This window comes from Nitrospinota bacterium (assembly GCA_016208975.1).
Taxonomy (GTDB): domain Bacteria; phylum Nitrospinota_A; class UBA7883; order UBA7883; family JACRLM01; genus JACQXA01.
Window position 1 is genome coordinate 1,488,014 of record JACQXA010000004.1, and the last position, 23,025, is coordinate 1,511,038.

The window sequence follows — 23,025 nt, forward strand, 5'->3', positions numbered from 1 at the left end:
CCACGCGCTACAACTTTGAAGGTAGAGGATTAATTCTATCTTTATTTGCCATGGTTGCCAAGGAGGGTGATCCGCGATGGGCATTACACGGGTGGAGCTAGCCAGGCAGTTGAAATGGCCTCTTGCCTCTCCGGGGTCGCCCGACCCCGGTTTCCCGCGCGTTGATAAAAATCCGTGGTCAGCGACCACGGGGAAGCGCTCATATGGCGGTCACGGGGAAGCGGCGTGTCACCACGGGCTTGCCGAGGGGCGCATTATCCGTCATGGTTCGTGGCTCTACAGGCTCGCCATGACGGGCTCACCATGACAAGGGCAGGGAAGGATTCCGAGGAATAACACGTCGGATGGCGGGAAGTTGTCATGCCGGGCTTGACCCGGCATCGGGGCTTCGTCCATTCCCCTCGAGGCCCTGATCCCGGCTCGCGCTATCGCTTGGCCGGGATGACAAATGGCGCTCCGCTAGATGTTTTCCTCCTAGGACAGCAGGAATGTCATGGCTCGGCATGACAATTAAGTGTGCCACTCTCCCCAAACCCCTCCCATTCGAAGGGGCAGGGCGAAGATCGGCCACTTCCCCGGCCCTCCCGCCCGAACACGTTGCCAAACTCCCCCGTTGGTTTATAATTACCGGATGATTGACACGCAACAAATTACCCTTCACGGGCTGACTTACGACGAATTCGACCTTGCGCTGGAAATCCTGGGCCGCCAGCCAAACATGGTGGAACTGGGCATATTTTCAGTGATGTGGAGCGAACATTGCTCCTATAAAAGCTCCAGGGCCCATCTTGGCAAATTCCCTACCAAGGGGCCGCAGGTTATCCAGGGGCCGGGGGAGAACGCCGGTGTTGTGGACATTGGCGACGGGCTAGCTGTGGTGTTCAAAATGGAATCGCACAACCACCCATCGTATATCGAGCCATACCAGGGCGCGGCCACGGGGGTCGGTGGCATTTTGCGGGACGTGTTCACCATGGGCGCCCGGCCCGTGGCGTTGCTGGATTCGCTCCGGTTCGGGGACATCAACCATCCAAAAACAAAATATCTTGTGGACGGCGTGGTGGCTGGCATTGCCGGATATGGCAACTGCATGGGCGTTCCCACCATCGGCGGGGAGCTTTATTTTCACGAAAGTTACAACGGCAACTGCCTTGTGAACGCTTTCAACCTGGGCATAGTAAGGAAAGACAAAATTTTCCTTGGCGCCGCCGCCGGGGCGGGGAACCCTGTCATGTACGTGGGCTCCAAAACCGGGCGGGACGGCATCCATGGCGCCACCATGGCCTCCGCAGAGTTTGGCGAGGGGAACGAGGAGCGCAGACCAACCGTTCAAGTTGGCGACCCTTTCACGGAAAAACTTCTGCTGGAAGCCTGCTTGGAGCTGTTCAAGACCGATTATGTGGTTGGCATTCAGGACATGGGCGCCGCCGGGCTTACATCGTCATCTTTCGAGATGGCGGGCCGCGCCGGAACCGGCGTGGAGATGAACCTGGACAAGGTGCCCCGCCGCGAAGAGGGGATGACACCTTACGAGATAATGCTTTCCGAATCGCAGGAGCGGATGCTCCTCGTATGCCGGAAAGGCACAGAAGATAAAGTAAAAGCCATTTTCGAAAAATGGGGCCTTGCCGCCGAGGTGGTGGGAGTGGTCACCGCCGACGGGATGGTGAGAATACGGGAAAACGGCGTGGTGGTGGCCGAAATGCCCGCCGCGCCCCTGGCGCAGAAAGCGCCGGTTTACAGCAGGCTGGCCATGCCGCCGGAGGAATTGGCAAAACGGAACACGCTGGACATAACCCTCCTTCCCGCGCCGAAAGATTACACCTTCGCCCTGGGGGAGATGATGGCCTCGCCAAACATCTGCTCGCGGGAATGGATATTCAAACAGTACGACCACATGGTACGCACAGACACCATAGAGCTTCCCGGGTCCGACGCCTCGGTGATACGGGTGAAGGGGACCTCCAAGGCCGTGGCCATGAGCGTGGACTGCAACTCCCGCTACTGTTATTTCGACCCCTTCGAGGGGGGCAAACAGGCGGTGGCCGAAGCGGCGCGCAACGTGGCCTGTTCCGGCGCGAAACCACTGGCCATTACGGACTGTCTCAATTTCGGCAGTCCCGAGCGCGAAGAGGTGATGTGGCAGTTCACCCAGGCCATCAGCGGAATGTCCGAGGCGTGCCTCGCCCTGAACACCCCTGTGGTTTCCGGCAACGTATCGTTCTACAACCAAACCGGCGACCAGGCGGTGAATCCCACCCCGTCCGTTGGCGCCGTGGGTTTGCTGGAGGACGCCTCCAAGCTCGTGGGCCAGTATTTCAAAAACGAGGGGGACACGATTATCGTTCTCGGCGACACCTTCGCAGAGATAGGCGCCAGCGAATACCTGGCCGTGTCGCACGGAATGGAAAAAGGCGCCCCGCCGGTGGTGGACCTGAAAAAAGAGGCGGCCCTTCAAAAACTCATGTTCCAGCTGGCGGATAAACGGTTAGTCAGCTCCATGCACGACGTGTCCGACGGCGGGCTGGCGGTGGCCCTGGCGGAAGCCTGTTTCAAGAAAGAGCAACCCTTCCGGCCCGGCATGGCGGTTTCGTTCAACACCACTTTGCGGCCGGACTTTTTCCTGTTCTCCGAAACCCAGTCCCGTGTAGTGTTATCCTGCAACCCCTCCAAGGCGGCGGAAGTGATGAAGCTTGCAGGGTCGCTGGGCGTACACGCGTTCAAGGCGGGGAAAGTTACCCGTGACGATGTGGAGATTATGGTGAACGGCCAGCTGTTGGTGAAAACCAGCGCCACGGCGTTGATGAAAAGGTGGAGCGAAGCCCTGCCGAAAATGATGGCCTGACCATTGGGCGTGCCGTCGCCATCGCCCTTTTGTATAGCGGGTTATGGCCGGTTGGTTTAAAATCCAGTAAGAAGACTAAAAGCGGGGTACATCCATGTTCGGAATAGGCATGCCGGAGCTTCTTGTAATTCTGCTCATCTGCCTTGTGGTGTTCGGGGCCAGCCGTCTGCCGGACATCGGAAGCGGTCTTGGCAAGGGGATAAAGAATTTTAAAAAATCCCTGAGCGACACGGAAAAAGCGCTAAAAGAGCCCGAGGCGGACAAACCTGATAAGGACGAACCAAAAGCGTAATAAACGCCCAGGTTTTGAGTCATGGAAAGAGAGTTGAAAATATCCTGCCCTGGTTGCGGGGTGGTGTTGATAGTGGACAGGGTTACCGGCGAGGTGCTGGAAACCCGCAAACCGCTGGTGGAGAACAGCACCGGCGACCGGCTTTCGGACGCTTTCCTGAAAGTGAAGAAGGATAAGGAAAAGCGGGATTCCATTTTCGACAACATGGAGGCCCACCTGGAGCAGAAGAAAAAAACCGCCGAAGACCTTTTCAACGAGTCGCTGAAATCCGCCTCCAAAGACCCGGATAAAAAACCCCTCAATATTTTCGACATGGACTAGCGCCGCGTCCGGCCCATTCTTTACAAAACATTAACGATTCACCCCCGCTTTTCGCTGGTATCCTTTATTTGGTATGGGCAAACTGAAAACACTTTTCCTTTGCGTGGGCAATTCCTGCCGGAGCCAGATGGCCGAAGGGTTCGCCAGAAGCCTGAAAGGGGAATTGATCGAGCCGTATTCCGCCGGGTCCCGTCCGGGCCAGCTGAACCCATTGGCCGTGCGCGCCATGGCCGAGGCGGGGGTGGACATATCCGGCCAAGCGCCCAAACATGTGGACGTGTTAATGGGGATACCTTTCGATTACGTCATAACCCTATGTGACGAAGGGGCGCGGGACTGCCCCATATTTCCCGGCGCGGCCAGGAAAATCCACAGGGGTTTCGACGACCCGCCCAGGCTGGCGCAAAACGCCGTTAATGAAGAAGATGCCATGTCCCATTACCGCCGCGTGCGGGATGGGATAAAAGCGTTTGTGGAGACACTGCCGTGGAGTTTGACCGGCGAGTTATGACTGGCTCCTGCCCTCTTCCTTTTTCTTGACCGCCGAAGGGTCTGGCAAGAGGCCGCAACACACCCCCTCCTTATTGTTGGCGGGGTTGTATTTGAGCGCCATGCCAAGCATTTTCGCGGACATTATGGCGTCGCCTTCCGCCTCGTAAGCGCCCTGCAACTCCACGTAGGCGTAATAATGGGTCGGCTCTTTTTCGATGACGCCGCTCAATATCCCGATGGCTCCTTTCCTGTCGCCAAGCCGGTTCTTTACCGCGCCCAGGAAATACGAGGCGCTTACGTCCCCAGGATTTTTCGTCAGATATTCTTCCAGGGCGGCCTCGGCCAGGTCTTCCCGTCCGGCGATATGATAAACGCCCCCCAGCGCCCGGTCCAGGTCTTTGGCGTTGGGCCTGCCAGCTATTTGCGTTTGCATAAGGGAGGTGAATTCTTTTTCCCCGGCGCCCTTAAATACTTCCGCCATCTGTTGATACGGGAACTGGTCGTGTGGATTTACGTAATTTAGCCGCAGGAACACCGCTATGGCGTCGCCGTACTTCTTGTCTGAAGCCAGGCGGATACCTTCTATCCGGAGTTTTTCAAGCTCCTTTAACTGCTCAGCCCTAGTTTGCGACTCCAGCCCGGCCACGGGGACGTCACTTTTGCCGAAAAGCCCGGCCCCTGTCCCGATAATGGCCCCAGCCAGCGCCATCAATGCCCATAACTTCAGGTTTGACATGAGAGCGTCCGCGCTGAAAACGTTAGAACCGCTTGTCCGGTCACTTCTTTATCATAGCCGCCAGGGTGTCGCCGAACTCCTGGGGATCCACCTTGGTGCCATATATCTGCTTGGTTATCACGCCCCCCTTGTTTACGGCGGTGACCATGGTTATGTGCGCCCAAATCTCGTCTTTGGAGGGCATGAAGGAGAAACCGAAAGCCTCGGTGAGTTTGTTGACGGACTCTTTTTCCGCCACGCCGAAGGTCCAGAACTTGGGGTTGGTGGTGAAGTTGGTGGCGTAATCTTTTATGCGTTTCACGTCGTCCCGCTCCGTGTCGAAGCTTATGGTGAGCATGCGGAACTTGTCGCCATACTTGTTTTTAGCCTCGGCGGCGGCTTTGCCCATGTTCCCGGCGATGGTGGGGCATATATGGGGGCAATCGGTGAAAATGAAGGTTATAAAGAACGGTTTGTCCATGTAATCCTTCAGTTTCACTTTCTTGCCGTTCTGGTCGATGAAGGTCAGGGCGCCATCCACCTTCTGGCCCACCTTGGCCTCCGCGCCGGGGATCCATTTCATCATCCGCTTGCGCATTTCGTCTTCGCTGAGGGGCTTGTGACCGGCGTGGGATCCATGTTCCATCTGAGAATCCTGCCCGTGCGAGCCGTGGTCGTGCTGGCCGAAGGATTTCATCGGCCACAGCGCCACTATGGCGCATGAAATGAACAAAGTTATGGCGCTTATACGATGGGGGCGCATGAATAAATCTCCAATAGATAAGTGGACATACTTCTTAACGATTCAAAAAAGCCTCCGCTAAACGGGGCTTTTTAAGGTATCCAGTATCCCGGCCAGTTCATCCCGCGTTTCTTTTAACGCCATAAGCGCCGCCGATGGCCCTGCGGAGGTTTCCCTGGCCGGGGGGGAATGCCCCCGCTTTTTCTTCAACGCCTGCCGGGCCCCGGCTATCGAAAACTTCTCATGGTGGAGAAGCCGCCGGATTTCAATGGCCAGCTCCACATCTTTTCTGGTGTAAACACGCTGGCCGTTCTTGTTTTTCTGCGGCGACAGCTGGGGGAACTCCGTCTCCCAATAGCGCAGGACATGGGGCTTTACCCCTACAAGCTTGGCCACGTCCCGGATCTTGTAAAACATCCTGTCCGGGCCGGGGGCGCTAAAAAGGAGATCCTGGACCTCCTGGTCTTCTTTTTCCATAATCAGGTTATTTTACCCCGAATTCATTCCAAAAGTTCCACTAAGCATTCTATCCCGCGCCCTTTTAGGGCCCGGGCGGTTTTCTCCGCCTCCTCTTTTACAGGGTAGGTAATGCCGCCGTAAACCTTATAAACCCTGCGATTTTCCCGGGCTAGGCCCCCTTCGGCCTTAAGTCCCAATGACTTGGCCATGGCAAGCGCCCCTTTTTGCGATTTTAGATCCAGATAAGTTTCAGCTCCAAGGTAGTACCGGTCTTCCGCCATGAAAGGGGCCAGGTTATAGCCATTGGATTTAAACCGCTCCGCGGACTCTATGGCGTGGGTCTTGGTGGGGAATGGGCCGATCATCACCTTGTGGGCCGTTATTTCCGCCAGTCCCTCCTCCATGCCGATTAACAGACCCCTGGATTTGAGGTTCGTCAAAAGCTCCGTACAGCTTTTTGAGTAGATGCAAACCCCAAACCGGAGCCTCCATTTTTTGGGGCCTGTGGACGGTTTTTTCTTTTCAGCCTGCCCGGGTTTTACCTGCGCGTCCTGGGCCACCGGGCGGGAAATGAGCTCCTGCGGAACAAGGGCTGGTTCCATTTGCGGGGCGGGAGCGATGGGCGCCACAGACGCTTCCCGTTCTTCCATTTTCTCCCGCGCGGCTGGCTGGGGCATCTCGTCATACAATGGGGCCGGGGATGTTTCCGCCTTCAGCGTCTCGCCGCCCCGCCAGGGAAACCGGGAAAAGGCGCCGTTGGACCACAATGCGAATGCAACGGCGCCTGCCGCCAGCAGAAGCCCGGCGGCGGTTTTTTTGTTCGCGCCAAAGCCCCGGTTTTTTCCATGGTAGGAGCCGTCGGGGCGCAGGGTGTTGCGAATGCTTGGGATTTCGGCAAGGAGGTTTATTTTCCTCATGTCAGGGCGCTATATTTCACCCCTTGCCTTGCTGGTTTCTGGCCGCCGAGCTGATGACCTTCTGGGCCACTGGCGGCGGGGCCTCCTCGTAAGCGTGGAAATGTATGGCAAACCTGCCTCTGCCGCCGGTTATGGAGCGCAGGTTCTGGTCGTAATCCAGGGTTTCGGATAATGGGGCCAGGGCTTTTATCTGCTCATCGCCCCCCATCATACCCACGCCCGTAACCCTCCCGCGCCGGTGGGATATGTCCGACAACACGTCCCCAACGCAATCGGCTGGAACCACCACTTCCAGCTCCATCACAGGCTCCAGCAGTACCGGCCTTGCGTCGGCCATGGCCTGTTTGAACGCCATGGAGGCGGCTATTTTAAAGGCTATCTCCGAGCTGTCCACCTCGTGGAATTGGCCGTCCACCAGGGTCACTTTCAGTCCCGTCACGGGAAAGCCCGCCAGCGTTCCGGATTCCATGGCCTCCCGCACCCCTTTCTCCACGCCGGGGATGTATTGCCGGGGAATCACCCCGCCCACTATGGCGTTTACGAACTCGAAAGGTTTCCCGTCGCCGGAAGGCTCAATCTCTATCCAGCAATCGGCGAACTGGCCATGGCCTCCGGTCTGCTTTTTCAGCCTGCCATGGGCCTTGGCCCTGCCGCGGATGGTTTCCTTGTAGGCGATTTTGGGGGGATGGGTGGTCACATCCAATCCATACCGGCTTTTGAGCCGGGCAAAAGTCACCTCCATATGGATTTGCCCCATGCCGGACACCACAAGCTCCTTGGTCTCCCGGTCCATCTCCACATGGATAGCGGGGTCTTCTTCCATCAACCGCGCCAGTGAACTGGTAAGCTTGTCCTCGTCGTTCCTGCCGGCGGCGTCCACCGCCACCCACACCACGGGGTGAGGGGGCTCTTCCTTCTTGAACATCGCCGGAGTTTTGCCATCGCAAAGGGTGTCGCCCGTCAGCGTGGCCTTAAGCTTGGCCACGGCCACTATATCCCCGGTCACACCCTGCCGGGCGGGCTCCTGTTTTTTACCTATCACCGTTAACAGAGGGCCGATATGTTCTTTCTGGTCATGGCTGGCGTTGGTGATGTTGCTGTCCGGAGCGAGTGACCCCGAGAACAGCCGGATATAGCTCATCCGGCCCGCGTAAGGATCCACCACGGTCTTGAACACATAGGCGGTCAGCGGCCCTTCCGGGTCCGGCTTTACGGACACGGGTGAGCCGTTTGGCGCGGTGGCCTGCCTTGGAGGGATGTCCAGGGGTGATGGCAGGAAGTGGATGATGGTGTTCAATGTTTTTCGCACGACGATGTTCAGCAGGGCGGAGCCGCAAAGCACCGGAACCACCTCGCCGGATATCACGGCGCGGCGCAGGCCAGCGAACAGTTCCTCCTCCGTAAGGTCACCCTGGGCCACGTATTTCTCCAGCAACTTCTCGTCGGTTTCCGCCACCGACTCCACCATCTCCCGCCGTTCCTTCTCGGCCCATTTCCGGAAGTTGTCCGGAATCTCCTCCACCCGGAACCTTCCCTCGCCGTCTTTGTCGTATATATAGGCTTTCATGAATAGCAGGTCCACCACTCCGGCGAAACCGGGGCCGGAGCCTATGGGGATGGTGAACTTCAAGGTCTTCTGGTGGAACACCGAGTCTATCTGGCCGAAGGCCGCTTCGTAGGATGCCCGTTCCGAGTCCATCTTGTTTATAAAGATTACCCGGGGCAGTTTGTGGTCGCACGCCCAGCGCCACACCCTTTCGGTCTGGGCCTTGATGCCTGAAATGGCCGAGACTATCACCAGCGCCGAATCCATCACCCCCATGCAAAGCAGGGCGTCGGCCACGAAGTTCTGGTCGCCGGGAGTGTCCAGGATGTTTATCTTGTGCCCCTCCCAGTCCAGCGAGGCCACGGAGGTGGAGATGGAAATCTGCCGTTTTATCTCGTCGGGGTCGTAATCCATAACGGTGTCGCCGGTGGTGGTAAGCCCCCGTTTCTTGATCATCCCCGCGTCGTACAGGATGGACTCGGCCAGGGTGGTTTTCCCGGCCCCGCTGTGGGCTATGATTCCTACGTTTCGTATCTTGTCCGGCGTATAGGTTTTCATCGCGCTCCCCGTTATTTTAGGACGTTTTCGGAGAAGGAGTTAACAGCGCCGCGCCGAAAAAACTCTTGGGCCGATTGGCCAGTCCCGGCTTTAGGTTAATCTTCGCACAGAAAAAGCGGTGGATGCAAACCGCTTGCTGGATTTGGACGCAAAAAGTTTTTACGGGTCTTCCCGGCGGGAAAGATGGAATATAATACGCTTTTTCATTTCATCTAAATAAGATTATGGCGGTCATGCGAAAAAATCTGTATTCCTCGTTTGCGTGGGTGATAGTAGCGGTATTTATGGCGGGTTGCGGTGGCGGCGCAGGCAAACCGGCAGGAGGCGCGTCGCCAGGCGCGGTCACGCAAAAAGATGTTCAAGTGATGTTTCGCGGCGGCCCTGCCAGGACCGGCGTTTACAGCAACGCCGGGTTGCCGGAGTTTCACGGACTGGCCTGGAAATTCAAGACCGGGAAATGGTGGAACAAGCTCAGCGGCGGGATTTTCATCTACTCCACCCCGGCGGTGATGGACGGAGTGGCCTATTTTGGCGCCGGGGACGGCAACATTTACGCTGTGGATATAAAGACCGGCGCCGAGAAATGGCGGTTCGTCACGGGGCGCGATGTTTCCTGGATGGGCAGATGGGTCATCAGCTCCCCGTCGGTCCTGAACGGCGTGGTGTACATCGGGGCCGGGGACGGCAAGCTGTACGCCCTCAACACCGACACCGGAGCCGTAATCTGGGCTTTCCAGACCGGCGGCGATGTTATATCTTCCCCGGCGGTGGAAGGAGATGCGGTTTATTTCGGCTCCCTGGATGGCAAGCTTTATTCGGTGAACATCCATACCGGCAAAGAGAACTGGAATCTGGATACCTTTGGCGGGGTGTTCACCGCCCCCGCGCTGGACGGCGGCATGATATACATCGGCAACCGCTCCCACGACCTTGTGGCGGTGGACAAGGCTACCGGCAAAGAAAAATGGCGCTACCGCACCAAAAAAGATGTGGATAGCACCCCGGCTGTGGCCGATGGGGTGGTGTATTTCGGCTCCGGCGACACGGGGATATACGCTTTGGACGCCCTCACAGGCAAGGAGAAATGGAAGTACAAGACCACCCATGGGGTGTATTGCTCTCCAACGGTGGGCGGCGGCATGGTTTACACCGGTAGCTGGGATGGCAACCTGTACGCTTTGGACGCCGTCACTGGCAAGGAGAAATGGCGGTTTAAAACCCGGTACAGGGTGGATTCTCCCCCCGCGCTGGTGAACGGCCTTCTCTATTTTGGATCGGGCGACAAATTCCTTTACGTTGTGGACGCCGCCACCGGGCAGGAAAAATGGAAATTCGAGACCGGGGAGGAAGTTATTGCCTCTCCAGTGGTCCTCGATGGCCTTGTGCTGGCGGGTAGCAGAGACGGTTATTTATACGCCTTGCGATAATACCGGGCATTAATGTTTAACAAGACCGCCACGGCGGCGTACATCCTCGCTTGCGTCTTGGCTCTGCCAGCCTGGGCGGGCGAGGTACATCTCCGCCATGGCGGGCTTGAGTTAAACGCCAATCTGGAGCCGGCCCCTGGCGGATCGATTAATGACGGGCCGGTGATCCTTATGGCCCATGGAACCATGGGCCATAACGGGATGGAAACCATATCCACCCTGCAAAAACTGTTCGGCGAAAACGGTATAAGCTCGCTGGCCATAAACCTTAGCCTCTCGGAAAGCGCCAGGCATGGCATGTATCCCTGCGAAAACCTGCAACGCCATCGCCATGAAGACGCGGTGGGCGAAATTTTCGCTTGGGTAGAGTGGTTGAAAGCCCGGGGCGTTAAGGATATTTACCTGTTCGGCCATTCCAGGGGCGCAAGCCAGGTGGCGCTGGTGGCGGGCAAACTGACATCTGGCGCCGTGAAAGGCGCCATATTGCTGGCTCCCATTACGTGGGAATCGAAAACCGTTCACGAAAACTACCTGGCCCGCCGCGGGAAACCGCTGGAGCCTTTATTGGCCCATGCGCAGGCGCTGATTTCTTCCGGCAAACCGGAGGCTGTGCTGGAGAAAACCGGGTTCCTGCATTGCGCCGAAACCAATGTCACCGCAGGGTCTTTCGTTTCATACTATGGCGGCGGGGTGGAGCAAGACACCCCATCGCTATTGTCCAGAGTCAACACGCCGGTACTGGTTATCGCCGGGTCGAACGACGATGTGGTGGGAGACCTTGTTGAAAGGGTGAAACCACACACCGGTGGCGGGAAAATAAAACTTGTGATTGTGGATGGGGCAGATCATTTCTTCCGGGACATCTTCGCTTATGACGTGGCCGATGCGGTCAAGAGTTTTACAACCGGCAAATGACCTTCCCGTGATACGTTTGCCATGAAAAAACCATCCAGCCCCATCAAGATAGCCCATTGCGGTATCGGTTTGGGCTCTGGCGGGGGGATACCCCGGATGGACACGTTCCATCACAGGTTCTTGAACCGGGACGTATTCGAGCCCGTTTTCGTAATACCCAACCGGCCGGATCCGGCGGATGTCCCTTTCGACCCTTCCATGGAATATATCTACACCGGCGCCGATGACAGGTTTTCAAAACTTGTCGAGATATTCTCCGGCGTGGACATCGTGCAGTTTCCCGGGGGGTTCTCGCCCGCCATTTGCGAGGCGGCCCGGCAGGCCCGGGTTCCCGCGCTGGTGGAAACTATGCACCTTTGTGAGCCGGGCCAGCTTTACCCGGATATAGACGTGACAATCTGCGTTTCCGAAACCGTCAGGAAATATCAGCCGGATCAATCCAAAACCGCAGTGGTGTTGAATGGCATAGACCTGGCGGAGTTTCCATTCCGGGAACAGCCCGCGCCGGGAAATCGTGTGGTGGTTCTGGAATCGGCCCGGCGGGAGAAACCGAAACATTTCCATCTGGACGAACTGGCCGAAGAGCTTCTGCCCCTCGACCCGCGGCTGGAATTGTGGCTGGCGGGGCGCAACCAGACCGGCCCATCCACCGGCAGGGTGAAATTCATGGGTTTGTCCGGCGACATGGGCGCATTGTACGCCAAGGCGGACATAATGTTGCTGGTCTCCAAAGTGGAGCCTTTCGGGCTGGTGGCGCTGGAGGCCATGGCGTGCGGCGCTCTCCCGATAGTGGCTGGGGACGGCGGCATGGCGGAGATCGTCACCCACGGAGTGGACGGCTGGATAGTAAAAGGGGACGACCGCCGGGATATTGCGGATACCGTTAAGCAGGCCCTGGCCATTCGCGGAACGCCCCTATGGGAACAAATGCGCCGCGCCGCCCGGGAGAAGGTGGAGAAACGTTTTGACGCCCGCCATTGCGTGGCCGGATACGAGAAAATATATCTTGAGCTGTTGGAGAAAAAGGGCAGGCGCAAGGACCATGGCCCATTCACCCCCAGACCCACCCCCGAGACGGCGCTGGACGACGCGGTGAACCATTTCAACATCGGCGACTGGCAGGGCATCGAACAAGACATAAAGCAAATGGCCGATTCGACAGGGTTATTCACCATCCCCCTTTGCGCCAAAGTGGCCGCGGACTTGGGGATGCAAGCCTTCGCCAGGGGGGAAAACGAACTGGCCGAGCGGGTTTTCGAGAAACTGTTCCGCTCCGGCCTCCGGGGGAAAAACTGGATGCGCCAATGGGCCTCCATCACGCCCGAGGGGGAATTGAAGTTATCGGCATTGGCCGAACTTGTACGGCTGGAGCCGGGAAACCCCGAAACGGTCATGCTGTACGCAGAGGCTCTCATAATGGCCGGGCGCATGGATGAAGCCTTAACCGCCCTGGCCGAGGGGGCGCTATTAAATCCCATCGCCACGGAACTTTCAGAAACTCTGGAACTGCTCAAAAGAAAGCTGGCGGGTAATAGGTAAATAGCCGGGCCATGCTCCCCCGTTGCCTCATGGGAAAAGGTAACCGAAGGCGGCAGATTTTTTAATCCGATGTCATCGTCTCATGTTCCGGAGTTTTGAGGGCATTAAGCGCCTTCCTTGACTTTCTCACAATTTCTTTTGCTTCCCTGTGGTCGCCCGGCCACGGCTTCCTGGGGCGGAATTTAGGGCCGAGGTCATGCGACCTCGGCGAAGCGACATGGGGGGTGGACCCTTCCCTCTGCTTCTCCGTGGCCGCCCGACCACGGATTTCCTGGATGTATGCGGGGCGATCCGTGGCAGTTTCACTCTCAGGCGTGTGAGACCGAGGTCATGCGACCTCGGCGAAGCGCATAATGTATGCAAGAGTTGGCTTTATGGACAAAACATTTTTCTGATGAATCAAAGCGGGTTTTAAAGCATCATTAATATTTATCAATTTGAAGGTGGATTATTTGCCGTTATGGTGACGTCGTTTCCCAAAAACAAGATATCCGTTCTCCTTCTGGAAAACATCCACGAAGCCGCCATTGACGCTTTTCGCAATGAGCAGTTCCAGGTGGAAGCCTTGCCCGGCGCGCTGGACGTGGCGGCGCTCAAGGAGAAAATAGCCAGCGCCCACATAATCGGCATCCGCTCCAAGACCAGGATCCCGGCGGAGGCGTTCCAGTCCGCCCGCCGCCTGCTGGCGGTGGGGGCTTTCTGCATCGGCACCAACCAGATAGACCTCGGAGCCGCCCAGGAGATGGGCGTTCCCGTGTTCAACGCGCCGTTTTCCAACACCCGGTCGGTGGCGGAGCTTATCATTAGCCACTGTATTTCCCTCATGCGCCGCATCCCTGAAAAAGACAGGGCCACCCACCAGGGGCTTTGGCTGAAAAGCGCCGAGGGGTGCCGCGAGGTTCGCGGGAAAACGCTGGGCATTATCGGTTACGGCCATATCGGCTCCCAGGTGAGCGTGCTGGCGGAATCCATGGGAATGAAGGTCATTTTCTTCGACATCCTCGACAAGCTGGCGCTGGGCAACGCCCACAGGTGCCGCAACCTCAAGGAGCTTCTAACCGCTTCGGACATAGTAACCCTTCACGTGCCCGCCACGCCGCAAACCGCTGGCATGTTCAACCGGGAGCGGGTTGGGCAGATGAAGAAAGGCGCTTACCTTATAAACTACAGCCGGGGCAACGTGGTGGACATAGAGGCGCTGGCGGACGCCTTAAGGTCCGGCGCCCTGGCAGGCGCGGCAATAGACGTGTTCCCGGAAGAGCCCAAGGCCAAGGGCGATGTATTCAAGTCACCGTTACAGGGGCTGGAGAACGTGATCCTCACCCCCCACATCGGCGGCTCCACCCTGGAGGCGCAGGAGAACATCGGTTACGAGGTTTCCTCCAAGCTCATAAAGTTCATCAACAACGGCTCCACCACATCGGCGGTGAACGTGCCGGAGGTGGAACTTCCCATCCACGAGGGGAAACACCGCATACTCCACCTGCACAAGAACGCGCCCGGAGTGTTGCAGAGGATTAACTCCTACTTCGCCGAACGCAACGTGAACGTGCTGGCCCAGTACCTTATGACCGACCCCAAGATAGGCTATCTTGTGATGGACGTGTCCAGGAAGGTGGGGAACACGTGGATAGAAGACCTGCGGAAAATGCCCGGTACCATAAAGGCCCGCATTCTTTACTGAGCAAAAAAGGAAAGGCCGCGAGTTGAAACTAACCTCGCGGCCCTCCTGCGCCCGCTAATAAGCTCCCGTTATTCCGCCCCGCCCACACGGAAGGCCGTGGCCTGGGTGAGGTCTCTCCGGTTTTTATGATGCGCTTCCGCCGGGGCCGAGTGGGGCGCCTTAAAATCCAGCGCCGCCACCGCGCCGGTCTTGTTCCATGCCACTTTCGCAGTGGCCTCGCCGTCGAAAAGCGGCGCCTCGTAGGGAACCACGGCTTTCCGTTTCACCCTGTCCTTCATCACCCGCTCCGCCCACAGCGGATGGTGACGCATGGCCCAATCCATGCTCACGTCGCCGTCTATGATGGAGGATATGCTGGGCCGGGTGGCCTTGTTGCCGATGGCCATGTAAATGTGCCCGGTAAGGGCCAAGGCAAGCATGAGCGCCACCAGCGTGTGGACCAGAAGAGCCAGGATCGGAGAGCCGGTGGTCCACATGATAATGCCGGTTCCCACCAGGAGCGCCGATCCGGAAATAGCGATGTAGGCCCAGGTTTTCTGGCCGGGGTTGAATTTGTCGTCCAGCGGCAGTTCCATGTTCTTAAAAATGGCGGCCAACGGTTTTTTCATCAACCATTCGATATCCTTGCGGCTCCAGCTGGTGACGAGCCTGAAATTTTCCTTCCAGATTTTTCTATTTCCCAGGGCCACTAGAAGTACCGGGATAACCATAAAAATTACGCTTATCAGCTTATGGGAAGACACCAGAAACTTCCTGGACTCCCCCTGGTCTCCCTGAAGGTTGAAATACAACATGGCCAGGCCGGTAAGCAGTAACAACACAAACGTGACCATCACAATGTTGTGCAACCACCGCTCCGATGGGGTGAACCTGGTTATAGAACCTTTCATTTACCTGCCTCTCGTAATTTAACTACCCACCCTGTACATAAACAATTTCCATGCCTTAATTGGCTAGGTGTAACGGCTTGTAAAACAGGCGGATAAAATGGCGATGTGCCCCCATGTCCATAATCAGGACAACGGGGATGGCGAAAATGTGTCTTGAATGCGGACAGTTGAATTCATGAAAGCCGGTCAAAACAGGAAGGGGCAACGCGAAGCGGAATTTGGTAAACATGTTAATAAATTGCTTGTTATCAAGCAATTGCCTTGCAAGGTTTCCCACAAAGCTACTGAAATGAGATACAATTTTGAGTAGTACATTTTTTAATCTCGTAAGCTTGTTGCGCCCTCTCTAACCGAGGCAAATGAGACATCCGGTTTGGTTGAAGTACACCTTTGCCGTTTGCGTCATTGCCCTCTGCGCCAGCCAGTCCTGGGCGCAGGGCGCAAAACCGTCCGCCGACTCGGAGAGTGTGGTGGCGGTGATCCCTTTTGATTCTCCCCCCACATACTTCAAAGATCCGCTGACGGGCAAAGCATCGGGTTTCGCCGTGGATGTGATGGACAAGATCGCCCTGGGGGCGGGGCTGACAGTGGATTACATCTTCGCCAGCGACTGGAAGGAAGTGACTGCCAAAATATTGAGCGGTGAGGCGCGGGTGGCCCCGGGCATGGGGTTAAGTCCAGAGCGGCAGGAGCGGCTGGCCTTCACAAACCTGATAGACGCTTTCCCTGTCTCGTTTTTCGTGCGAGCCCAGAACGATGACATGAACCTGCCCAATGGCAGTTACACGGTTGGGTCGATAAAGGGAAGCGTGGCTTACGAGAACCTGAAAAAATATCCAAACCTGCGGCTGGAGACGTATGACAGTTTCCAGCACGGCTTGTTCGACCTGCTGGCGGGAAAGATAGACAGTTTCGCGTGTCCCGGCCCCACGCTCCTTCAACTGGCGCGGGAGTCCGGCGTGGAGGACAAGATCAAGGTTGTCGGCAAACCCCTGGCCGAAATTAAAAGGGCCATAGCCCTTCGCAAGGATGAGCCCCATCTGCTCCAGCGGCTCAACGCCTCCATCGAGGATTTCGTGGGGCATGACGAGTACCAGGCCATTTACATCAAGTGGTATGGCAAACCAACGCCTTACTGGACGCCGCAAAGGATAGGCTTGGCCAGCGTGGTGGTGTTGCTGTTGATGGGCGCGGCCATGTTCCTGTGGCGTCACCTTTCGCTACTTCATCTGAACCGTGAACTCCTGTCCGAGATAGAAAAACGCAGGCAGGCCGAGGAGGAAATAACGCGGCTGAACGAAAACCTTGAACATAAAGTGGCGCAACGCACCGGGGAGCTGGCCGTTTCCAACCAGAAGCTTATGCTGGTAAACAAGGAGATGGAGGAGTTCGCCTACGCCGCCAGCCACGACCTGCAGGAGCCCCTGCGGACGATTTCCAGTTACACCCATTTTCTAAAAGGCGATTTGGGGGGAGAGTTGTCCAAGAAGGCGCTGGACGACATCTATTTTGTGGAAGACGCGTCCAAACGCCTGATGTTGATGGTGCAGAACCTGCTCCAGCTCTCCCGCGCCGGGCGCGTGGAGCTTCATATGGCCCGCATAGAATTAAACGAGACAATGGGCAAGGTGGCGAAGGAACTGGAGTCTCGCATCCAGCAAACGAAAGGCAAAGTGGAGTGGGATACGTTGCCGGTGGTATTCGCCGATGGCGAATCCATCCACCGCCTGCTTCAGAACATAGTGGGCAACGCGTTAAAGTTCCATGGCGAGGCGGCTCCGGTGGTAAAAATATCCGCCCAACGGCAGGGCGAGTTCTGGGAGCTCACCGTGGAGGACAACGGCATAGGCATAGATCCGGAATATGCGGAAATGGTGTTTGTCCCGTTCAAACGCCTGCACAGCGTGGCCAGTTACGAAGGTAGCGGCATCGGGCTTTCCATATGCCGGAAAACCGTGGAGAGGCACGGCGGCAGGATATGGGTGGAGTCGCAACCGGGGAAGGGGAGCCGGTTCAAGTTTACCCTGCCAGCGGCGGAGTGAGGGATAGCTCGAAGGCTCTTAATAACTGGTGTTCCGCTGATAATGTTCATTATGATTATTTAGGGGAACCAAAGTGAAAACAGCCAGGGCTACCGACATTAAAACCGGGTTCGGGCAGTGTCTGGACACGTCCATGGCCGAACCGGTGCTTATAGAGAAGAACGGCAGACCCGTGGCGGTGATGATGTCCATAACCGATTATGGGCGCCTTTCGGCCATGGAGGATGAATATTGGGCCATGCGGGCCGCTTCCGCTGAGAAAAGCGGTTATATCGGGGAAAAAGCCGCCACCAGCCTGCTACGCTCCCGGTAGTTTGTGAATTATTCGCTGGACATCACCCGGCAGGCCAAAGATTTTCTGGACGGGCTGGACGCAAAACAGTTCAGGCAAATAGCCAGAAAAATCCTGCCGCTGATGGACGGTCCGGAAACGCCGGACCCCGCCAAGCTGTACGGTTTCCCCTATCGCCGCGCGGATGCGGGCGGGTATCGCATTATTTATCCGTGTGGATGGCGACTGTCTCAAGGTGGCGTTCTCCGAACTGCCACACCATGCCGAGCGGGAGCGCCATTCGTCATCCCGGCCAAGCGAAAGCGCGAGCCGGGATCATGCCTCATTCACGAGGAAGGATTGAAGCCCCGATGCCGGGTCACGCCCGGCATGACAATGTTCCCGCTGTCCGTGGTGTTGTCACCACGCGGATTCTTTGCCCGATGTAACATCACGCCGGGGTGGCGCTCTCCGGACTGCAACACAGCGCCGAGCGGCAGTAGTGGTTCAAATCGGGTTGAACACGTCTATAAACTTAACCTCCACCCCGAACTTTTTCGCCACCGCGTCCCCCAGCGCCATCACGCCGAAGCGCTCGGTTGCGTGATGACCGGCGGCGATGTAATGTATGCCCTCCTCCCGGGCCAGGTGATACACCCATTCGCTCTCCTCGCCGGTCAATAGCGCGTCGGCTTTCCTTGCGATGGCTTCCCGCAACGTGTCCTGCCCGCCGCCGGAGCAAATGGCCACCCGCCCAATACTTCCCGGCCCGAAGGCGTGGATCCTTGCGTCACGGTTTATCTCCCGCTTGACCGTATCCATAAACTCCGCCACCGACTGGGTCTTGCCCGTCCGGGCCAGGTAACCAATGGTTTTCCCCTTGTACAGGCCGAAAGGCTCCTCGCCGCCCAATCCCAACCGCTTCACAAGCTGTATGTTGTTGCCCACTTCCGGATGCCTGTCCAGCGGCAGATGATAGCCGATAAGGGAGATGCGGTTCTCCAGCAGGAATTTTAAACGTTCTTTCAGGCTACCCTTCACCACCCGGGGTTCCGAATCCCAGAACATGCCGTGATGTACCAGGATCGCCCCGGCCCCCCACTCACAGGCCAGCTGGAAAAGTTCCATGCACGCCGAAACGCCAGTGGCGATTTTTTTAACTTCGGCGCCCCCTTCCACCTGCAAACCCTGCGGGCCGTAGTCATTTATGGATTTAGCTTCCAGATACTCGTCCAGGTAAGAGGTGATCTCGTGAAGGTCCGCCATTTTCCGCTCCATAACCGGTTGGGATAATACATTTTAACCTGCTCCGCGAAGAACCTGTGCTAGAATCAGCGACGGACTTTGTTCGCGCCCGTAGCTCAGCGGATAGAGCGTCTGACTCCGGATCAGAAGGCCGCAGGTTCAATTCCTGCCGGGCGCGCCATGATAGAAGAACCTGATTAATAGAGCCCGGGGGTATCGCCAGCCGTGAAAAAAATAGAAGCCATCATCAAGCCCTTCAAGCTGGACGAAGTAAAAGACATCCTAAACGACATAGGCGTGCATGGCCTTACTGTCACCGAGGTAAAAGGTTTCGGGCGCCAGAAGGGGCATACGGAATTATACCGGGGCGCCGAATATGTGGTGGATTTCCTGCCCAAGATAAAGCTTGAGATAGTGGTGAACGACGACATGGTGGAGGACGTGGTGAACGCTGTGTCCAAAGCCGCCCACACAGGCAGAATAGGGGACGGCAAGATTTTCGTTATCCCGGTGGAAGAAGCGGTTCGCATCCGCACCGGCGAACGGGGCGACGCGGCTATTTGATGAGATTCTCTTGAGCTACCTTGGCGAAGCGGACAAAAAAGAAGCCGCCCGCCTGGGGTAGTTGAGAGGGGGATCAGGCGGACGGCTGGTTGGCTTATATAAGGCTTCTTTAGGCTTGGCCCATCTCCAAACTTTGTTAACCTATAAAAACCAGTTTGGCTATCAGGGCTATTACCGCGTTCACGGCTAAAATGGAGCCAAGCCCGAAAATCTTCATCAGGTTCATTTTGAAGTCTCTGGACATTTTCAAATCCCCCCGCTCCCCGTTAATCAGGATGTCGTATATTTCTTGCCTCCTAATAAGCAGGTTTTGTGCCAGACATCAATGGGTTGTTATTTAACGGTTTATTAATAAACGTGAGTTTTGTAGCCTTTAAATGTCTCAATTGAGGTCAGGGGCCATGTCCGGTATCAGGACATGCGGGAGGGGACGCAAGCCTAAAGGTTTCCTTAAATACCTCCATGTCAAAAATGCCGTTGAATAGCGGCTTGCCTCCGGGGGATAATCATGGTTTACGTCAAGGAATGTAGAGAATAATGATCGGCTCCATTTTAAATAAAATCTTCGGCTCCCGGAACGACAGGGAGCTTAAGCGCATAACCGAGAAATATGTTGGCCCTATTAACGCCCTGGAACCGGGCATCAAGGCCCTGTCCGATGGCGACCTGCGCGCCAAGACGGCGGAGCTAAAAGAGCGGATAGCCAACGGCTCCCCCCTGGACGACGCGCTGGCGGAAGCCTTCGCCGTGTGCCGGGAGGCCGGCTGGCGGACGCTTTCCATGCGTCATTTCGACGTCCAGCTCATCGGCGGCGCGGCCCTGCACGAGGGGAAAATATCGGAGATGCGCACCGGTGAAGGTAAAACCCTGGTGGCCACCCTGCCTTGCTACTTGAACGCCCTTTCGGGCAAGGGTGTGCATCTTGTGACGGTGAACGACTACCTGGCCCGCCGCGACGCGGAATGGATGGGGCACATATATAAATTCCTGGGCCTTTCGGTGGGCGTTATCCAGCACGGCCTTACAGACAGGGAGCGGCAGGAAGCCTACGGGGCCGACATCACCTACGGCACCAACAACGAGTTCGGGTTCGACTACCTGCGGGACAACATGAAATTCTCACTGGCCGACTGCGTCCAGCGGGAGCTCAACTTCGCCATTGTGGACGAGGTGGACAGCATATTGATAGACGAGGCCCGCACGCCTTTGATCATCTCCGGGCCGGGGGAGGAGTCCACCGATAAATATTACGTGATAAACCGCATCATCCCCTCCCTGTTAAAGAAAGACGTCTGTTACACCATAGACGAAAAGGCCCGCGCCGTGATGCTTACCGAAGAGGGCGTGGCCATGGCGGAGAAGGCGTTATCCATAGAAAACCTTTACGACCCGGAGAACGTGGACATACTCCACCATGTCCAGCAGGGTTTGCGCGCCCATACCCTTTACAAGCTGGACGTGGATTACGTGGTGAAAGACGGCAAGGTGATGATAGTGGACGAGTTCACCGGCCGCCTCATGCCCGGCAGGCGGTGGAGCGACGGCCTTCACCAGGCTGTGGAGGCCAAGGAGGGGGTTACCATCGAGAACGAGAACCAGACGCTGGCCACCATAACATTCCAGAACTTCTTCCGCCTTTATAACAAGCTGGGCGGCATGACCGGCACCGCCGACACCGAGGCGGCGGAGTTCGCCTCCACCTACAACCTGGAAGTGCTCATCATACCCACCAACCGGGACATGGTAAGGAAAGACCAGGCGGACCAGATATACCGCACCGAAACCGAGAAGTTCGGCGCCATCATAAACGAGATAGGCGCCCTGAACGAAACCGGCCAGCCCATACTGGTGGGCACCATATCCATAGAGAACTCCGAGAAAATCTCCGGCATGCTCACCCGCAAGGGGGTGAAACACCATGTGCTGAACGCCAAACATCACGAAAAAGAGGCCGAGATAGTGGCCCAGGCCGGCAGGCTTGGCGCAGTGACCATCGCCACCAACATGGCGGGCCGTGGAACGGACATCATATTGGGCGGCAACCCGGAGATGATGCTGAAAACCCGCGGTGTAACCGAAGAGGATGAAGGTTACAAACAGGCGCTGGATGAACTGAAAGCAGTCTGCGCCGAAGAGCATAAACAGGTGGTGGGCGCCGGAGGCCTGCATATCATCGGCACCGAGCGGCACGAGTCCCGCCGGATAGACAACCAGCTACGCGGCCGCTCCGGCCGCCAGGGGGACCCGGGCTCCTCGCGGTTCTACCTGTCGCTGGAGGATGACCTGATGCGCATATTCGGCGGCGACAAGCTGAAAAGCATGATGACGCGGCTGGGTATGGAAGAGGGGGAGCCTATAGAGCACGGGCTGGTGACAAAATCTATAGAGAACGCCCAGCGGAAGGTGGAAGCCCATAACTTCGACATAAGGAAGCATCTGCTTGAATACGACGATGTGATGAACAAGCAGAGAGAGGTGATATACGAGCAGAGGCGCTCGTTGCTGGCCGGGGAGAGCCTGGGCGAAATGGTGGAAGACATGGCCCTGCAAGTGCTGGACGACGACATGGCCCGGTACACCCCCGAAGCCCAGAATCCTGAGGAGTGGGATTATAAAGGGTTAAAAGACGCCCTGCTTCGCCATTTCGGGCTGGATATAAAAGTTGATGACGATAGCAACATGACCGTGGGCTCCGACAGGTTCGAGTTTGCCACGGTTACCCATGCGCCGCTGAAAGAGCGGCTTGAAAAAGAGGTTCGCGGGCTGGTGCAGGCCAAAGGCGCCAGGGTGGGCGAAAAACCCTGGGGCGAGATAATAAAGTACATAACGCTCAACATTGTGGACAACAACTGGCGTGAGCACCTGCTGAACATGGACCATCTCAAGGAGGGCATAAACCTTCGCGGTTACGCCCAGAAAAACCCGCTGAACGAGTATAAGCGGGAGGGTAGCCAGATATTCATGGAGATGATAGACCGCATCCGGGAAGACTCGGTTACGGCCCTTTGCCACGTGGAGGTCCGCTCCGAACAGGCCCAGCAGGAAGAGGCCCGGCTGGAGCATAAGCTGGCGGAGCGGCAGGAGCGCCGGAGGGTAATTGAAAGCCATGGAGCGCCGCCGCCATCGGAACAAAGCCACGAGCCAGCCCACCGGGATCCGAAAAAAGTTGGGCGCAACGACCCGTGCCCGTGCGGTAGCGGAAAGAAGTACAAGAAATGCCACGGGGCTAAAGATTGAATTTTGCGGTATGGTTTGTGGACCATGCCGCGTCTTTTCAAACCCGGCGGATCCAGCCTGGAAAAACGGGAAGGGCGGATTAACTGTCACCCCGGAGTCCGTAGGCAGTGACTCAAGGCGCGCCTGGTCATGCTTTTCCAATCCCGGCATGGCTGGAAGTTATTACGTATAAATGGCAGTCATAACATTTATAGGAAGACAGGTAGCGTCGTGCGTCTTTCCATTCCCGTGCAATGAAATAAGCCTTTAAAATCAGGTCTGCTCCATCATTTGTTGAAAGAAACCGGATTAGACGAATCGGGTTTTTAATGTTTTGCCGCCGCC

At 56.9% G+C, this 23,025-nt stretch carries 19 protein-coding genes and 1 tRNA gene; 13 read left to right on the forward strand and 7 right to left on the reverse strand.

Annotated elements, in window-relative coordinates; all coding sequences use genetic code 11:
- Positions 1 to 631 precede the first annotated feature (631 nt).
- From purL to HY751_10890, 4 genes are all read left to right on the forward strand, one after another.
- Entirely contained in the window at positions 632 to 2,845 is a 2,214-nt protein-coding gene (gene purL / locus HY751_10875) for a phosphoribosylformylglycinamidine synthase subunit PurL (GenBank protein MBI4666896.1), read from the forward strand.
- A 94-nt stretch (positions 2,846 to 2,939) separates the two neighbouring features.
- Positions 2,940 to 3,137: a twin-arginine translocase TatA/TatE family subunit gene (gene tatA / locus HY751_10880; GenBank protein MBI4666897.1), complete on the forward strand. Its 198-nt coding sequence runs from the start codon at positions 2,940 to 2,942 to the stop codon at positions 3,135 to 3,137.
- 21 nt (positions 3,138 to 3,158) lie between these two features.
- Positions 3,159 to 3,458 carry a hypothetical protein gene (locus HY751_10885; protein MBI4666898.1) on the forward strand — a complete coding sequence of 100 codons (300 nt, stop codon included), beginning with the start codon at positions 3,159 to 3,161 and terminating at the stop codon, positions 3,456 to 3,458.
- Between the two features lie 73 nt (positions 3,459 to 3,531).
- The gene (locus tag HY751_10890; GenBank protein ID MBI4666899.1) at positions 3,532 to 3,969 is read left to right on the forward strand and encodes an arsenate reductase ArsC; all 438 of its coding nucleotides are present in this window, start codon (positions 3,532 to 3,534) and stop codon (positions 3,967 to 3,969) included.
- Here HY751_10890 and HY751_10895 read toward each other — a convergent pair.
- Genes HY751_10895 through fusA form a run of 5 tightly spaced genes read right to left on the reverse strand, consistent with a single transcriptional unit; the run spans position 3,964 to position 8,887 of the window.
- Entirely contained in the window at positions 3,964 to 4,686 is a 723-nt protein-coding gene (locus HY751_10895) for a hypothetical protein (GenBank protein MBI4666900.1), read from the reverse strand. The genes HY751_10890 and HY751_10895 overlap by 6 nt on opposite strands.
- A 40-nt stretch (positions 4,687 to 4,726) precedes the next feature.
- Positions 4,727 to 5,428: an SCO family protein gene (locus HY751_10900; GenBank protein MBI4666901.1), complete on the reverse strand. Its 702-nt coding sequence runs from the start codon at positions 5,426 to 5,428 to the stop codon at positions 4,727 to 4,729.
- A gap of 57 nt (positions 5,429 to 5,485) precedes the next feature.
- Positions 5,486 to 5,884, reverse strand: coding sequence for a MerR family transcriptional regulator (locus HY751_10905; protein MBI4666902.1), 399 nt, complete (start codon positions 5,882 to 5,884; stop codon positions 5,486 to 5,488).
- A 23-nt stretch (positions 5,885 to 5,907) separates the two neighbouring features.
- Entirely contained in the window at positions 5,908 to 6,783 is an 876-nt protein-coding gene (locus HY751_10910) for a hypothetical protein (protein ID MBI4666903.1), read from the reverse strand.
- Positions 6,784 to 6,799: 16 nt separating this feature from the next.
- A complete protein-coding gene (gene fusA, locus HY751_10915; protein ID MBI4666904.1) occupies positions 6,800 to 8,887 on the reverse strand; it encodes an elongation factor G in 2,088 nt (695 codons plus the stop codon).
- A gap of 233 nt (positions 8,888 to 9,120) precedes the next feature.
- Between fusA and HY751_10920 the strand changes: the two genes are divergently transcribed.
- From HY751_10920 to serA, 4 genes are all read left to right on the forward strand, one after another.
- Entirely contained in the window at positions 9,121 to 10,314 is a 1,194-nt protein-coding gene (locus HY751_10920; GenBank protein MBI4666905.1) for a PQQ-binding-like beta-propeller repeat protein, read from the forward strand.
- 12 nt (positions 10,315 to 10,326) lie between these two features.
- Entirely contained in the window at positions 10,327 to 11,229 is a 903-nt protein-coding gene (locus HY751_10925; protein MBI4666906.1) for an alpha/beta hydrolase, read from the forward strand.
- 21 nt (positions 11,230 to 11,250) lie between these two features.
- Entirely contained in the window at positions 11,251 to 12,768 is a 1,518-nt protein-coding gene (locus HY751_10930) for a glycosyltransferase (GenBank protein ID MBI4666907.1), read from the forward strand.
- Positions 12,769 to 13,228: 460 nt separating this feature from the next.
- Positions 13,229 to 14,452: a phosphoglycerate dehydrogenase gene (gene serA / locus HY751_10935; GenBank protein MBI4666908.1), complete on the forward strand. Its 1,224-nt coding sequence runs from the start codon at positions 13,229 to 13,231 to the stop codon at positions 14,450 to 14,452.
- A gap of 68 nt (positions 14,453 to 14,520) precedes the next feature.
- Here serA and HY751_10940 read toward each other — a convergent pair whose 3' ends face one another.
- The gene (locus tag HY751_10940; protein ID MBI4666909.1) at positions 14,521 to 15,342 is read right to left on the reverse strand and encodes a cytochrome b/b6 domain-containing protein; all 822 of its coding nucleotides are present in this window, start codon (positions 15,340 to 15,342) and stop codon (positions 14,521 to 14,523) included.
- Positions 15,343 to 15,701: 359 nt separating this feature from the next.
- Between HY751_10940 and HY751_10945 the strand changes: the two genes are divergently transcribed.
- Together HY751_10945 and HY751_10950 are read left to right on the forward strand one after the other, a co-directional pair.
- Positions 15,702 to 17,384, forward strand: a complete 1,683-nt coding sequence (locus tag HY751_10945) for a transporter substrate-binding domain-containing protein (GenBank protein MBI4666910.1) — start codon at positions 15,702 to 15,704, stop codon at positions 17,382 to 17,384.
- A 73-nt stretch (positions 17,385 to 17,457) separates the two neighbouring features.
- On the forward strand, positions 17,458 to 17,697 hold the full coding sequence (locus HY751_10950) for a type II toxin-antitoxin system Phd/YefM family antitoxin (GenBank protein ID MBI4666911.1): 240 nt from the start codon (positions 17,458 to 17,460) through the stop codon (positions 17,695 to 17,697).
- Positions 17,698 to 18,162: 465 nt separating this feature from the next.
- Here HY751_10950 and HY751_10955 read toward each other — a convergent pair whose 3' ends face one another.
- Positions 18,163 to 18,921: a Nif3-like dinuclear metal center hexameric protein gene (locus HY751_10955; protein ID MBI4666912.1), complete on the reverse strand. Its 759-nt coding sequence runs from the start codon at positions 18,919 to 18,921 to the stop codon at positions 18,163 to 18,165.
- A gap of 84 nt (positions 18,922 to 19,005) precedes the next feature.
- On the opposite strand from HY751_10955, the gene HY751_10960 reads away from it, so the two are divergent.
- The 3 genes from HY751_10960 to secA all read left to right on the forward strand — a co-directional run bounded on the left by HY751_10960 (position 19,006) and on the right by secA (position 22,701).
- Positions 19,006 to 19,081: transfer RNA gene (locus HY751_10960), tRNA-Arg, on the forward strand.
- Between the two features lie 44 nt (positions 19,082 to 19,125).
- Positions 19,126 to 19,464: a P-II family nitrogen regulator gene (locus HY751_10965; protein MBI4666913.1), complete on the forward strand. Its 339-nt coding sequence runs from the start codon at positions 19,126 to 19,128 to the stop codon at positions 19,462 to 19,464.
- Positions 19,465 to 20,001: 537 nt separating this feature from the next.
- Complete coding sequence (gene secA, locus HY751_10970) at positions 20,002 to 22,701, forward strand: preprotein translocase subunit SecA (GenBank protein MBI4666914.1); 2,700 nt, start codon at positions 20,002 to 20,004, stop codon at positions 22,699 to 22,701.
- The last annotated feature ends 324 nt before the right edge of the window (positions 22,702 to 23,025 follow it).